At 64.7% G+C, this 14,780-nt stretch carries 11 protein-coding genes; 4 read left to right on the top strand and 7 right to left on the bottom strand.

Annotation, left to right across the window (positions count from 1 at the left end; all coding sequences use genetic code 11):
• Window positions 1–489 precede the first annotated feature (489 nt).
• Both VGN72_08190 and VGN72_08185 read left to right on the top strand, forming a co-directional pair.
• Window positions 490–1,458 (top strand): dihydroorotate dehydrogenase electron transfer subunit, encoded by a 969-nt coding sequence (locus tag VGN72_08190; protein ID HEV7299329.1) that lies wholly within the window; start codon window positions 490–492, stop codon window positions 1,456–1,458.
• A 35-nt stretch (window positions 1,459–1,493) separates the two neighbouring features.
• Window positions 1,494–2,450, top strand: a complete 957-nt coding sequence (locus VGN72_08185) for a dihydroorotate dehydrogenase (GenBank protein HEV7299328.1) — start codon at window positions 1,494–1,496, stop codon at window positions 2,448–2,450.
• 624 nt (window positions 2,451–3,074) lie between these two features.
• Here VGN72_08185 and VGN72_08180 read toward each other — a convergent pair.
• The 3 genes from VGN72_08180 to VGN72_08170 form a co-directional block, all read right to left on the bottom strand.
• A complete protein-coding gene (locus VGN72_08180) occupies window positions 3,075–3,473 on the bottom strand; it encodes a hypothetical protein (GenBank protein ID HEV7299327.1) in 399 nt (132 codons plus the stop codon).
• Between the two features lie 123 nt (window positions 3,474–3,596).
• A complete protein-coding gene (locus tag VGN72_08175) occupies window positions 3,597–5,456 on the bottom strand; it encodes a polysaccharide biosynthesis/export family protein (GenBank protein ID HEV7299326.1) in 1,860 nt (619 codons plus the stop codon).
• A gap of 99 nt (window positions 5,457–5,555) precedes the next feature.
• Window positions 5,556–6,206, bottom strand: coding sequence for a sigma-70 family RNA polymerase sigma factor (locus VGN72_08170; protein ID HEV7299325.1), 651 nt, complete (start codon window positions 6,204–6,206; stop codon window positions 5,556–5,558).
• 251 nt (window positions 6,207–6,457) lie between these two features.
• Here VGN72_08170 and VGN72_08165 point away from each other — a divergent pair, with 251 nt between their 5' ends.
• Window positions 6,458–7,210, top strand: coding sequence for a DUF1361 domain-containing protein (locus tag VGN72_08165; GenBank protein HEV7299324.1), 753 nt, complete (start codon window positions 6,458–6,460; stop codon window positions 7,208–7,210).
• 248 nt (window positions 7,211–7,458) lie between these two features.
• Here the strand turns inward: VGN72_08165 and mnmA are convergent, their stop codons facing one another.
• The gene (gene mnmA / locus VGN72_08160) at window positions 7,459–8,592 is read right to left on the bottom strand and encodes a tRNA 2-thiouridine(34) synthase MnmA (GenBank protein HEV7299323.1); all 1,134 of its coding nucleotides are present in this window, start codon (window positions 8,590–8,592) and stop codon (window positions 7,459–7,461) included.
• Window positions 8,593–8,675: 83 nt separating this feature from the next.
• Here mnmA and VGN72_08155 point away from each other — a divergent pair, with 83 nt between their 5' ends.
• On the top strand, window positions 8,676–10,577 hold the full coding sequence (locus tag VGN72_08155; protein HEV7299322.1) for a chloride channel protein: 1,902 nt from the start codon (window positions 8,676–8,678) through the stop codon (window positions 10,575–10,577).
• 573 nt (window positions 10,578–11,150) lie between these two features.
• On the opposite strand, the gene VGN72_08150 is transcribed toward VGN72_08155, so the two are convergent.
• The 3 genes from VGN72_08150 to aspS form a co-directional block, all read right to left on the bottom strand.
• Window positions 11,151–11,861 carry an LrgB family protein gene (locus tag VGN72_08150; GenBank protein ID HEV7299321.1) on the bottom strand — a complete coding sequence of 237 codons (711 nt, stop codon included), beginning with the start codon at window positions 11,859–11,861 and terminating at the stop codon, window positions 11,151–11,153.
• The gene (locus tag VGN72_08145) at window positions 11,858–12,277 is read right to left on the bottom strand and encodes a CidA/LrgA family protein (protein ID HEV7299320.1); all 420 of its coding nucleotides are present in this window, start codon (window positions 12,275–12,277) and stop codon (window positions 11,858–11,860) included. The genes VGN72_08150 and VGN72_08145 overlap by 4 nt, the downstream gene beginning before the upstream one ends.
• 587 nt (window positions 12,278–12,864) lie before the next feature.
• Window positions 12,865–14,670 (bottom strand): aspartate--tRNA ligase, encoded by a 1,806-nt coding sequence (gene aspS, locus VGN72_08140; GenBank protein ID HEV7299319.1) that lies wholly within the window; start codon window positions 14,668–14,670, stop codon window positions 12,865–12,867.
• Between the last annotated feature and the right edge of the window lie 110 nt (window positions 14,671–14,780).

Genomic DNA, 14,780 nt, shown 5'->3' with positions numbered 1-14,780 from the left:
CGAGAGGGGAAGTTTACACGTTTGAAATTGGAACGCAAGTGAGTTTGCATGTGTGGCTCGCCGTGGCAAGTTGGGGATACGTACAAGCCCATAACAGCCGCTGTCGTCGCTTGCGACTAGCGAAAACGGGGCCAGAGGGAATTTTTATAAGTATATGTTAATAAATAGGTTATGGCGATGTCGTTTTTCGGCGGCGACATAATTGTTTCGTTGACATGGGATCGCCAAGACCGGTATAGTTCCGGCCGTCGGATGATGTGCTTCGACGCGAATCATATGCGGTTTTTGCGGCTTCTTAGCCGTGGCGCACTTCCGGAGGTGGATAGGAGCCACCCCTCCGGAAGTCTTTTTTTGCGCGGATGGTTTTGGGGTGATGCTTCGGTATGGCGAAGGGGAAGCAGTGTCGGACGCGAGGCATCGTGGCACTGAAGTGGCAAGGCCTTGGGGCGGGGTGCGTTTCCGGCTTAGTGTGGTAGTATTTCACGTCTCATGACCTTTGGTTCCAGTGTTCCCCAGTTGAATTCGAAGCGCGGGCAGTTTGATGCCACGGTCGCGGTGAATCGCACGCTCTGCCGCGAGCATTTCGAGCTTACGCTGCGCCTGCCTTCGTTCTCTGTGACGGCGCCGGGGCAGTTCGTGCAGGTGACGTGCGCCGACTGGCCGGATGAGCTTTCGGAAGTGGAATGGGACGAGAACCGGCCACCGCGGTTGAGCGGAACGGAGATCGCCGATCGCACCGCAATCCTGCGCCGGCCGTTCTCACTGGCGGGGCGGCGCGACACTGCGGAGGGCGTCGAAATCGACTTGATCCATCGCGTGGTGGGGGTAGGGACGGACTGGCTCAGCCGGCTGTCGGTCGGTGACACGGTGAGCGTCATCGGGCCGCTGGGTAATACGTTCACGCTGCCGCAGAATGGTGGGACGGCGTTGCTGGTCGGGGGTGGCGTCGGTATCCCACCGATGATTTACCTCGCGTCGCAACTGAGTGGCACGCCGGCGGTGGCGTTTTGCGGGGCACTGACACGCGACTTGCTGGCGCTGTCGATCGAGCCGAAAAGCGAGCCGCCGGCGGTTGGCGGGGCGATGAACATCACCGAGTTCGCCCGCCATGGTGTGCCGGCGGTCATCAGCACCGACGATGGGTCGTACGGTTACCGCGGGTTCGTCACGCAGGCGCTGGAGCAGTACCTCGACCAATTCTTCCCCACCGGCGGGCCAGCGCCTCGGCCGACAATTTACACCTGCGGGCCTGAACCGATGATGAAGCGCATTGCCGACATCGCGGCGTCTCGCCAGTTGCCGGTGCAGATCGCGGTCGAACGCGCGATGGCCTGCGGCATGGGCACCTGCCAGAGCTGCGTCATCAAGGTGAAGACCGACGACGCCGCCGCCCCGTGGCGATACAAGCTGGCCTGCACCGATGGCCCCGTGTTCGCCGGCAGCGATCTGCTCTGGTAACGTCATTCCACTGTCTCTCCAGCGATCTCAAAAACATGCCTGACCTTTCGATCAACCTTGCCGGCCTGAAGCTCGCCAACCCCACCATGACCTGCTCGGGCACGTGCGGGTACGCGTTCGAGTACGCGGACTTCATGGATTTGTCGCAGCTTGGCGCGTTCGTGACGAAGTCGATCACGCGCGAGGAACGCCGCGGCAATGAGCCGACGCGCATCGTCGAGACGCGCGCCGGCATGCTGAACGCCATCGGCCTGGCCAACGTGGGCCTGAAGCGCTTCCTGGACGAGAAGGTTCCACAGCTGCGCAAGATGCCGTGCCCGGTGATCGTGAACGTCGCCGGCCATAGCTTCGACGAATACACCGAGACGGTCGCCGCGATGAACGGCCTCGATTGCGCCGCCGGTGTCGAGCTGAACGTGTCGTGCCCCAACGTCAAGGACGGCCTGACGTTCGGCACGCATCCCGGTCGGCTCAAGGAGTTGGTGGCCGAGGTGAAGAAGGTGCTGCCGAGCAAGCCGTTGATCGTGAAGCTGTCACCGAACGTGGAGGACATCACGGTCACCGCCAAAGCCGCGATCGAAGGCGGGGCGGACGTGCTGTCGCTGGTGAACACGTTCACCGCGATGGCGATCGACATCCACAAGAAGCGCCCGCGACTCGCGAACGTCACCGGTGGTCTGAGCGGCCCAGCGATCAAGCCGATCGCGCTGCATCTGGTCAGCCGGGTGTATCGAACGGTCGCCAAGCACACGGGCACGCCGCTCATCGGTATGGGTGGCGTGCAAACCTGGCAGGATGCCGCGGAGTTCGTACTGGCCGGCGCGACCGGCGTCAGCATCGGCACGGCGTTGTTCGTCGACCCCGCGACGCCGAACAAGGTGGTGACGGGCCTGAGCGACTACCTGCAAAAGCAGGGCATCGAACGGCTGACGGACCTGGTCGGCGCCCTCCAAATGCCTGGCGACGAACCGCGCAAGACGCCGTACCCGTGATGGCGACCTGGGCATTTCTTCTTCTGTAGGACAGGCATTCCTGCCTGTCTCTCCCCCCGTATTCTGTCTTCTGTGGCACAGGCATTCTTGCCTGTGTCTCTTCTGTCGTTTCCCTCTTCCGGCGGGGCGGACATTTTTGTCTGCGCCGCATCGCTGGCTGCGATCTCACACGTACCAAAACGAATGCGAAGGTCGCGAAGGGCGGATGCGAAGGACCGCGAAGAAGAGAAACATGGTTCGTCGCGGCGGTCTGGGTAAGGCGAAACGTGAATTCGTGCACCATTATGCACCATTGTGCACCATCGGGTGGTCGCGAGGCGGGCAGGTGAGGTGCACCCCATCGGCTATTCGGTTGTTAAAGAAGACGCTATCCATCTCTACGGACGCGCTGCGCGATTGAGGCAGCTCCGGCGCAAAGCTCTCTGTTTTCCTTCGCGACCTTTGCGTCTTCGTGCCTTGGTGGCTTCCCGTATTCGATCGCGGCTCCACCGCATGCAGACAAGCATGTCCGCCGTGCCGGAGTCAGAAGACAGAAAGAGACACAGGCAAGAGAATACGGGGGGAGACCGGACGGGGGGAGAGACAGGCAGGAATGCCTGTCCTACAGAAGAGGAGGAAGGCGAACTACCACCGCGCGTCGCCGGGGCGGGGGTGGCCCCATTGGGCGGCGAGGGCGTCAGCGGCGCGTTCGGGGTCTTCACCGGGGAAACGACCAGCGTTGCGCAGGTGGGCGTGGGCCAGCTCATGGGCGATCACCCAGCGTACGAACGCGGTGGGGCGGTGGCGCAATGTGCGTTTCAGGACGACCGATCGACTGGCCGACCGCGCGATGGGGCTGGCGACGCGAACCATAAACGCGCGGCCGGGCACGGGTTCGTAGTCGCTCAAGTGGAATGCGGGATCGTCGATCAAATCGGACTGCACGTCGCTGGGCAGGGTCGCCAGGACGTTCAGCACGTGCTGGCGCACGAACTCGTCCAAGCCGAACTCGTCCAACCACGACTGCACATCCCGGTTCGCCATATCCAACTACAGCGTAGGCGATGGGGGGCAGGCCGATCAAGTGAGGTGATCGTCCGCCGGCTTCACAGGGCAGCGGCGCTATCGCCTATGCCGCCCGATGACGGAGGACCGCGTGCATCGCGATTAAGGCATGATGCCTTCGAGGACCGGTTCCATCTCTGCAGGTACGGTCGCGGGTTGGGTGGCCGCGGGCAGTGTCGTTGCGGACGGCTCGGCGGCGATGGCCTCCACCGGGGCGGTGGTCGTTTGAGTCGTGGCTTGTGTCGCCGGCGCGGTTGCGGGTTGGGTGGCCGACATCGTCGTCGGTTGCGTCGCGGGCAACGTGGTGGCCGCGGGGGGCACGACCGGGGCGGCCGTCTGCACGACGATCATCACGTCGACCGGCGCGTCCGGGTCAGCCGCCACGGTCGCGATGGCTTGCGTCGTCGGGTTCGTCGCGGGCAAGGTGGTGGCGGCGCCCTCGGCCGGTGCACCAATGGGGGCCGTGGTTGGCAAGGCAGGCGACACGCGAGCGACGGTGACGGTCGGCCGGTCGATCAGGCTGGAATCCTGGTACCGCTGGGTTATGGCGGCCGAGAGTGCTTCGGGCGTCAGGCCCTGGGCCCGCACGGGCTCCACCATCGGCATCGTCACGTTGCCGTCAGCGGCGATCTTGGCGCGGTTCGTCTTTTCGACGCCGGGGCCCACCAGTTCGTTCACCGTGATCTCGACCTCGTCGCCGGGTTGCAGCGCGTCGGGCGATGGGGGCGGTGGCTCGATCAGCGCAACGTCGGGCTCGGCGATGGCGGTCTGCAGTTCCGTCACCTGTTGACGCGTCATTCGCTTGGCGAAGATCTGTTGCGCGACGCGCGCCTCAACGAGCGGCAATTGCTGCAGCTGGCGATCTGCCTGCACTGCATTGGTCGACCTGGCTTCCCCGTCAACCGACGCGTCGGACAGGGCGCCGGCTTCCGCTTTGCTGCCGGGTTCGGTGTTGTTCTGCATCGCTACGTCGCCGCCGTGCAGCGGCGCGGTAAGGCCAACGGTGGCGCGCTGGGATTGGCGCACGTTCTCCAGCGCCGTCATGTTTGGCACGACGTTTTGATAGTCGATCTGGTTCTGCGATAGGTACGACGCCACGCGGTCGTTCGCCATCGCGGGGTTGGCGGCGTTCACCACGACGTACAGCGCCTCGTCGTACTCCTGCGGCTGCAACTGCATCTGCTGTTGTTGCGCCATCTGCCGTTGCAGCGCCGGCTCGTTGGCCGTAGCAACTTCGACGGCTGCGGGAAGCGTGGTGGATGTCTGCTCGTTCGCTGCGGCGGCGACGGCCATCGGGGTCAGATCGGTGGGCTTGGCGGTGGCGACGGGGGAGATGGGCGGCACCGGGGCGGCGGCGTCGTCCTTAGCGGCCATCTCGGCGACTTCCGGGGTCGCGGCGTTCGAAGGATCACCGGCACGCGCGACCATCGCTGTGGTATCGGGGGCGCCGGGCACGGCCGCGGTGGGAATGGCGGCTTCCGGTGGGGCGATCGTGATCGTGGAGACGGTCTGCCCGCTCGGTCGCGTCGTGCGGGCCGCGGGGCGGGTGGTGGTGGCGGCGCCATCGTTCGTGTCGCGGGCAATCGTCTGGCGGTCGTCGCGCGGCAACGCCATGTAGACGACCGCCGCCAACCCCAGCGCCAGCAGCACGACGGCGGCGATCGAAATCAGCTGTGGCCAGCGATTCGACCGCAACTGCAGCGAACCGGCATCGGTGCCGATGTTGTCCAGCAACGCCGACCGTTCGAGTTGCCCCTGCAGCGTTTCCACCAGTTCCGGCGGCGCCTTGGCGCGGGGCAGCTGGCGCACGTACTGGCGCGTGCGCATCAGTTCGTCCAGCAGCTTGCGATGCGTGGGGTTGGCCGCCAGGTGCTGCTCGATCTCAGCCCGACCGGCCGCGTCCAGGTCGCCTTCGACGAAGGCGATGAGCTTGGCTTCGATGTTTTCCTGTGATTCAGCCATAAAACAATGCCGAATGCCGAACGCAGAGTGCCGAATGGAATGCGAGGATGGCGAGCGACTTGCTCTTCATTCGGCATTTGGCAATCGGCGTTCGGCCATTCACTTAAAGTATCCCTTCAACTCGTCCCGCAGCGCCAAACGGGCGCGAAACAGGCGGCTCTTCAGCGTGCCCAGCGGCAGGCCGAGCACGTCGGCCATCTGTTGGTAGTCGAAACCTTCGACGTCGCGCATCACCAGCACCGCGCGATACTCGGCGTCCAATCGGCCCAGCGCCGCCAACACCTGACCGTCGCGCTCGTGATTCTCGGCCTGCTGCGCCGGTGATGGGGCCCCGGCCCGACCAAAGCGGTCGGCGAGGCCGGCGGCCTGGTCCTGCGGGTGCCGGCCGTTGGATTTGGCAGCCGGTGTGGCGGCATCCAGCGAGAAGACGCGACGCCTTTGCACTTTTCGCAGCTGGCTGATCGCCAGGTTGACCGCGATGCGGAACAGCCACGTATACGGGGCCGAATCACCTCGGAAGCTGTCGAGCTTCATCAGGCCGCGCGTGAACGCCTCCTGCGTCAGCTCGCGCGCCTCGTCGGCATCGCCGACCATGCGCAGCACACCGTTGTACAACCGGTCCTGGTACTTCAGGACGATCTGCCCGTACGCCCCGCGGTCGCCGAGCTGGGCCTTCTTCAACAGGTCGACGTCTCGCGCCACTTGCAAGTCGGCCGCGGGATCGGGTTTTGTGCCGTGCAGGCTTGTCATAGGGTTAGACGCAAAACGGTGCCGAAGGTTCCACGGGTGTCGGTCCGATAAATCGGGCCCCTTGGAAAGTATCGGTTGCTGATCGGAAGACGTCAAACGATTGCGAAACGCGGATCTAGGATGCGGGCTCCACTTTCTTCGGACGCCAGCTGAAGTGAAGGAATGGTCGGTGATACCAAATGGGCTTGGCATTCTCCTGACAACGGCGTGCCAGCAACTTTTTTCAGCGTCATGCATGGTAGACTCAACCAATGACTGCGATTTTCGCTGCTATTCATCCGCGTGACCGGGAACTTCACAAGCGGCACGCGCTGCTGATCTTCGTGCTGGGGTTCTGCTCGTTCGTCTGTTGCTGCACGTATCTCGCCAGGCGGCTGGAGACGGGACAGCCCGAGTATCGCTTTCTCATCTGGAACCTGATCCTGGCATGGGCACCGCTGGTCTTTGCGACGATCGCCCACTGGGCCTACGTGGCGCGCGACCTGGTGGGCCGGCGGTTGCTGCTGTTGGGAACGCTGGTGCTCTGGTTGTTGTTCTTCCCGAACGCGCCGTACCTGGTGAGCGATCTAAAGCACCTGGCCGTCTGGCGGCCGGAGGCGCCGCTTTGGTTTGACGCGGTGATGGTGGGGTCGTTCGTGCTGACGGGCGTGTTGACCGGGTTCGCGTCGCTCGTGCTGGTGCACGACCTGGCCCGCAGGCGCTTCGGCGTGGCCGGTGGGTGGACGATCATCACGCTCGCTAGCGCGGCCAGTGGGTTTGCGATCTACCTCGGGCGGTTCGTACGCCTGAACAGCTGGGACGTCTTTACGCGGCCGCTGCGATCGATGGAGTTGATCGTCCAGCAGTTCACCAGCGATTACCTGCTGCCGAAGACGTTGCTGACGTCGAGCTTGTACGCGGGGTTCGTGTTGCTGGGTTACGTGGCGATCGTGATGGTCGCTCAGGTGGCCGCCGCGACAGCGCCGGAACGCAGCGTGAGGACGGACGAGCTGAAAGCGGGGTAAGCTGCGGGCACGGCGTTCCGGCCCCTCTCCCGGTACGCCGGGAGAGGCTGGGTGAGGGTGATTTCGAAATGCAGACGGCCCACGAATGGGCACGAATAGGAAAACGCAGGATTGCGTAGCTCTTATTCGTATTCCTTCGTGCTAATTCGTGGGCGACTCTTTGATCGCAACGCGTGGGGAAGAAAAATCCACCCTCACCTAACCTCTCCCGGCGTACCGGGTGAGGGACCGGAAATGCCCTAGGCGTTTCACACGACCCGGTCGATCCACCCACCGCCCAGCACGACGTCCCCGTCATACAAAACCACCGCCTGCCCGGGCGTAATCGCGCTCTGCGGTTCCGTGAACGTCACGCGTAGTTCACCGCCATCCAACAGTTCCGCCGTCGCGGGCTGGGGCGAGTGGTTGTAGCGGATCTTGGCGGTGCAGGTCGTGCGGTCGCCGGGGTTGGTCAGGCGATCGGTCAGCAGATTGAGCTGATTGGCGACCAGTTCCGAGCGCAGCGTGTCTTCCTTGGTGCCGACCGTGACGCGGTTCGATTCCGAGTTGATGTCGACGACGTAAATCGGGTGGCCAAACGCCACGCCGACGCCCTTGCGCTGGCCGATCGTGAAGTGCTGGTGCCCCTCGTGCTGGCCGACGACCTGGCCGTCGGTCGTCACGAGTTCACCGGCACGAAACGTCTCAGGGCTGCGCCGGCGGACGAGGCCGGCGTAGTCCTGGTTGGGCACGAAACAGATCTCCTGGCTGTCGGGCTTGTTGAAGACTGGCAGCTTCATTTCCTCGGCGATCGCGCGCACCTCGTGCTTCTCGTAACCGCCGATCGGCAGCAGCGTGTGCTCCATCGTTTGCCGCGACATGCCGAACAGCACGTAGCTCTGGTCCTTCTTGTGATCCAAGCCGCGCATGAGCGCCTTCTGGCCCGTCGCAGGGTCGATGCCTACACGGGCGTAGTGACCGCTCGCCACGTATTCCGCGCCAACGGCCTCCGCGTACCGCGCGAGCTTGCCGAACTTCAGCCAGTCGTTGCAGCGAACGCACGGGTTGGGCGTACGGCCCCGGTTGTACTCGCCGACGAAGTAGTCGATGACCTTGCCGAAGTCATCCTGAAAGTTCAGCACGTAAAACGGGATGTCGAGCAGCCCGGCGACCCGGCGGGCGTCGGCGGCGTCCAGCACGCTGCAGCACCCCTGCTTGTTTTTCGTGGCGCCCGCAGCGGTCGGGTCGCACGTCTCGGGCGCCTCTTCCACGCCCGCGGGCGAACCGAGGCGCATGAAGACGCCCATGACGTCGTACCCTTGGCGCAGCAGCAGCGCTGCGGCGACGGAGCTATCGACCCCGCCGCTCATTGCCAGCACGACCTTCTTTCGGGCAACCGCCATGCGGGCATTCTAGCACATTCGCGAGGGTGGGTCTTGAGGGCGCGGGGTTCTCATCCACTGCTGGCCTCGCTATGCTGCGCCAGATGTATGCAGTGATCTCCGGCATCGCGTTGCGCATGCGCCTGCTGATGCAACGCCTGCTGGTCACCCTGGGCTTCCGCGACGACTCGTTCCTCGTCATCGTCGCGGTGGTCATCGGCATCATCGCCAGCGCCGCTGCGGTCGGCTTTCACGAGCTGATCGCGCTGTTCCGCGGCCGCATGTTCAGCGACTACGGCTCGTCGCTCTACGGGACGCACCTGTGGCTGCTCATCCTTTGGCCCACGCTGGGCGGGCTGGCGGTGGGCGTGCTCGGTCACTACGTCTTCCGCGCGCGCGAAGGGCACGGCGTGATCGACGTGATCGAGTCGGTCGTGCGCTCCAGCGGCTTCGTTAAGCCCGGCAGCGCGATCGAGAAGATTCTCACCAGCGCCATCACCATCGGCACCGGTGGCAGCGCGGGCGCCGAAGGACCCATCGTACAGATCGGCGCGGCCATCTCATCGGGCGTGGGATCGATCTTCGCGCTCACGCGCCAGCACATGCCCGTGGTGGTCGGTTGCGGTGTGGCGGCGGGCATCAGCTCGATCTTCAACGCGCCCATCGGTGGCCTGCTGTTCACGCTCGAGGTCATCCTTCAGGACTTCTCCATTCGCACGCTCACGCCCCTCGTGGTGGCCAGCGTGGTGGCGAACGTGACGACCCAGGCGATCTACCGGGCGCTGCACCACTGGACCGAACACGCCGGCGGGTACGACTCGATCTTCTTCATTCCTCCCTGGGTGCGCGAGGCCCACGCCGACGTGCTCTGGCCCCAGCTGGCGGCGTTCGCGATCCTCGGCGTGTCGTGCGGGCTGCTGGCGATCTGGCTGACGAAGTCGATGTTCGCGTCCGAGCGATGGTTCGGCCGGCGGCGCTGGCCACGCGCCATCCGACCGGCGGTGGGTGGGGCGATGCTGGGGGCGATGGGCGTCGCCTACGTGCTGGCGTACCAGTTCATGACCGCCGATGCCGGTGAGAAGCCGATCCCACTGTCCAACTACGCGCTGCCGGCGTTCTTCAGCGACGGATATGGCGCGATCCAATCGATGCTCGGCCCGGAGTTCTACACGCTGCGCGGCCCGGCCTTCGTTGCGGGGCTGCTGGCAGTGCTGGTGGTGCTGAAGGTGCTCGGCACGTGCGTAACGCTGTCGAGCGGTGGTAGTGGTGGCATCATCGCGCCGTCGCTGTTCATCGGCGCCGCAGGTGGCGGATTGATGGGCCTGGCGTTGCAGGCCACGGGTGTCTTCGACGGCATTCGCCCCGAGCTGTACGCGCTGCTGGGCATGGCCGGCGTGCTGGCGGCGGTCGTGCATGCGCCGCTGGCGTCGATATTGATCCTCATGGAGATCACCGGCGACAGCACGCTCGTGCTGCCGGCGATGTTGACGGCGGTCGTCGCCACCAGCATCGCACGGTTGATTTTGCCCGATTCCATCTACACGCACGCGCTGCGCGAGCGCGGCGTGCCGATCGGCACCGGCACCGACCTGCTGCTGCTGCGCAGGCTAAGCATCGAACAGGTCGAACTGCAACCGGCCAACGTGGTCTCGGCCAACGAGCCGATCGAGCGCGTGCTGACCGCCGTCGCTGGCGGCACCGATGGCCACTTCGTCGCGATCGACGCCGCGGGCGATTATGCCGGCATGATCTGCGACGACGACCTGCGCGCCGCGCTGGTCGACCGCGACGCCGTGCCGTTGCTGCTCGTGCGCGACGTGATGCGCAGCGACGTGCGGCCCGTCAGCACGACCGACGACCTCGCGACCGTCATGGATCGCTTCACGCAGGCCAACGTCGACTGTCTGCCCGTCTGCGTCGCCAAGCGCAGCAAGAAGATCATCGGCATCCTCAGCCGCGCCGCACTGATGCGCCGCTACCGCCAGGCGATCGCCGAGCAAGGTTGACCGCGACGGCTCACGATCGCTACGCCGTCACCCCTCTTCTGTAGGACAGGCATTCCTGCCTGTCTCTCCCCCTCGTCTTCATCTCCCCCCGTATTCCTTCTTCTCTCTTCTGTTGCACACGCATTCTGGCCTGCGTCTCTTTCTGTTTTCGTTTTTGTGTGGCGGACAATCTTGTCTGGCATGCAACGCTAGCCAGCGATGGCGAAGAGGCAGAGACGCGAAGGCGCGAAGGACGCGAAGGCGGACGCGAAGAAATGCGGATGGTGTTGCGCCAATCCAACGTCAAGTGCGCAGCGCGGGCGTAGAGATGGATAGCGTGCTCTTTGACAACCGAATAGCGGACGCGCCTGGAATGGTGCATCCTCTTCGACATCACTCGATGGTGCACAATGGTGCATAATGGTGCACGAGATCGCGTTTTGCCTTACCCAAACCGCCGTCGCGAAGCTCATCGTCTTCTTCGCGGTCCCGCGCGTCCGCCCTTTGCGGCCTACGCGTTCTCTTCTGGTGCGCAATAAATGAGCGCAAGAGTGACAGGCAGGAATGCCTGTTCTACAAAAGGCGGTGAGAAGGTCACACGCCGTACAGCAGGCGGTGGATCCAGGGGGCGAGGGGCGTCAGGATCGTCGCGGTCAGGAGGCCGTTCAGTGCCATGCCTAGGGCGGCGTAGGTGCCGTGCAGTTCGGAGATCGGCAGGATCGATGCGGTGCCGACGCCGTGCGAGGAGATGCCCATGGCCAATCCACCGGCGGAGGGTTTCAGCAAGCGCGTGGCGCGCAGCAGGGGAATGCCGATCACCGCGCCGACCAAGCCTGAACCGAGCGTGATGGCGGCCGTCAGTTCCGGGGAACCGGCCAGGGCGCGGGAGACCTCCATCGAGATCGGCGTCGTCACCGACTTGGGCAGCACCGAGATCACCGCCAGCGTCGACCCGCCCAGCAGCCACGCGCACGCGAAGGCCGACGCGATGCCGATCAGGCAGCCGGCGCAAACGGTGATCGCGATGCCGATCGCGTGCCGGCGCAGCGCCGCCCGGTGCTTGTACAGCGGCACCGCCAGCGCGACGGTCGCGGGACCGAGGAAGATCGTGATCATCTGCCCGCCAGCGCGGTAGTCGGCCAATGGGATCTTCGTGACGGTCAGCAAGACCATGATCACAGCACACGTGACCAGCAGCGGGTGCAGCCAGCGCACGCGACGCTGGATCGCCAGCGACATCGCGTAGACGACGACGGTCAGCGTGAGCCCAAACATAGGATTGGCGGTCAGTTCGCTTGCGATCACGGCAGGCCATCCGGGCGTTTGGTGGAAAACTCGGGCAGCACCGTGGCCGCCAGTGGCGCGTCGCCCGCAGCGACGGGTTCGCCGGCGTCATCGATCACAAACTTGGCAAGGATGGCCGATGCGATCAGCGTCACCAATGGCGACACGACGCCCGTCGCCAGCAACGCAGGCCAATCGGCCTTTAAAACCTGCCCCAGCGCCAGCGCACCGACGATCACCGGGGCGAACAGCAGCAGCATGTGCCGCAGGACGAACGTCGACGCCGTCTCGACCCAGCTTTGTTTGACGATGCCGGTGCCAAGGCCGATCAAGAGCAAAATCAGCCCGATCACGTTCGCGGGCAGCGGCACGTGGGCGTAATGGTGAAGGAACAGGCCGAGCAGATTGGCCAGCAGGAGGATGGCAAAGCCACGCATGGAGGCGGAGTGTAGGGGCGTTGATGCGGCGGAACAAATGCGGTCGGGAGTGGCAACCGATCGTCATCCTGAGAGGGCGTTTATGAACAGCGTCGGGCTCGCTCTTCACCGTAGCATGGGCGTCCCGCCCATGACTGTGGCCGAAGCAGAATCCGTTGTTCTGCCGACCGACTTACCGATGTCCTCTGCAACTAAACCGATTCGTCGCCCTGCTGGTGGTCATGGGCGGGACGCCCATGTTACGGTGGAGCGGACGCGGCACTGTTCCTTAACACCCTCTGAGGTAAGCCGAGGGTGTTCACCAAGTGCGACGAGTTTGCTCCGGTCCCTCTCCCGGTACTCCGGGAGAGGCTAGGTGAGGGTGCCCTTGTTCCTGCTGGTGCGGTCACCTGCTCGAAACCACCCTCACCCTAGGTTCTGTCTGAAAAGGTCTCGTAGGGGCAGGCCTCCGTGCATGCCCGCCTCGTCTTCTGCCGAAAAAACGGGCAGGCACGGAGGCCTGCCCCTACGGGCGATCGCCCCAAATTGGGTTTTCAGACAGAACCTAGCCCTCTCCCGGCGCAGGCGGGAGAGGGGACCAGACCTCCCTACGCCTTCACTTCCGGCGCCTTCGGTGGTGGCGCAGCGACGCGGACGTGGGCTTCCTTGAGCTGCTTGTCGTCGATCTGCGACGGGGCGCCCACCATCAGGTCGGCGCCGCTCTGCGTCTTGGGGAACGCGATGACGTCGCGGATGTTGGTGGTGTTGCGCAGCAGCATGACGATGCGGTCGACGCCCAGCGCCAGCCCGCCATGCGGCGGGGCGCCGTACTGCAGGGCGTCCAGCAGGAAGCCGAAGCGGCTGCGCTGGGCCTCGGCGTCCACGCCCAGCACGCTGAACATCTGCTGCTGAATATCGGCCCGGTGGATACGAATGCTGCCGCCGCCCAGTTCCGAGCCGTTCAGCACGATGTCGTACGCCTTGCTCTTCATCGTCGTCAGTTCCTCGTGCTTGGCCGCAGCCAGCTTGGGCAGGTCTTCGTCGAGCGGCGAGGTGAAGGGGTGGTGGACGCTGTTCCACTTCTTCTCGGCCTCGTCGTAGTCCAACAGCGGGAAGTTGACGATCCAGACCCAGGCCCACTTCGTGCTGGGCTCGATCTTGAGGTCGCGCGCCATCTTCAGGCGCAGCTCGCCGAGCACTTTGTGAACGATGTTCGGCTTGTCGGCGCCGAAGGCGAGCAGATCGCCTTCCTTGGCGCCGGTGCGGCTGATGAGGTCCTGCGCGATCGGCGCCAGGAACTTGGCCACGCCGGTGTCCAGGCCGGTCGCGGTCACCTTGGTGACGGCCAAGCCCTTGGCGCCGAAGCCCTTGGACCACTCCGCCAGCGCGTCGGTCTCCTTGCGGCTCAGTTTCGCGCCGCCGGGCACCACGATGCACTTCACCATCGCGGCGCTCTTGAAGACGCCGAAGTCGGTCTTCTGGCCGAGGTCGGTTACGTCGTGCAGTTCCATGCCGAAGCGCAGATCGGGGCGGTCGCTCCCGTACTTGTTCATCGCCTCGTCGTACTCCATGTGGGCCACCTTGGCCGGGATGTCGACGTCGAGGATCTGCTTCCAGATGGTGCGCAGCAGGTCCTCGATGATCGTCATGATGTTTTCGCGATCGATGAACGACATCTCGACGTCGAGCTGCGTGAACTCCGCCTGCCGATCGGCGCGCGGGTCTTCATCGCGGAAACAGCGGACGATCTGCATGTACTTGTCGCAGCCGCTGACCATCAAAATCTGCTTGAACAGCTGCGGGCTCTGCGGCAGCGCGTAAAAGCTGCCCGGCACCAGGCGGCTGGGCACGATGAAGTCGCGGCTGCCCTCGGGGGTGCTCTTGGTCAGGATGGGCGTCTCGATCTCCCAGAAACCCAGGTCGCCGAGGACGTCGCGCATGATCTTTGTCACGCGGTAGCGCGTCTTCAGCGTCTGCTGCATCTCCGGGCGGCGCAGGTCGATGAAGCGATACTGGAGCCGGCGCTCTTCGTTCACGTTCTCGTGCTCATCGGGCGTGAAGGGGGGCGTGGGGGACGGCGTCAGCACGTCCATCGTCTTCACGTGGATCTCGATCTCGCCCGTCGCCAGCTTCGAGTTCACCACCTCGGCGGCCCTCGCCTGCACGGTGCCGCGAACGTTGACCACCCATTCGGCGCGCAGCTTGCGCGCTTCCTCGAGCGTCTGCGCACCGCAGGTGTCGGCGTTGAAGACGAGCTGGGTCAGGCCGTCGCGGTCGCGCAGATCGATGAAGACCAGCCCGCCGTGGTCGCGGTAGCTGTGGACCCAACCGGCCAGCGCGACGTCCTTGCCGACGTCGCTCTTGCGCAACTGGCCACAGGTATGGGTACGATAACGGGTTTCGATAGCTTCCATGACGCGACGGATCCTAAGAAAAAGCGGTTGCGGCACCGTCGTTCGACGGCAGCCCGGCGGGCGCCAAGTTGGCGGCGCGCGGTCGGGAAGTTTCCCAGAACCGCCGGCAA

The sequence above is a fragment of the Tepidisphaeraceae bacterium genome (assembly GCA_035998445.1).
Lineage (GTDB): Bacteria > Planctomycetota > Phycisphaerae > Tepidisphaerales > Tepidisphaeraceae > DASYHQ01.
Note: the sequence above shows the minus strand (reverse complement) of the source record. Positions and strands in the feature narration are given on the sequence as shown.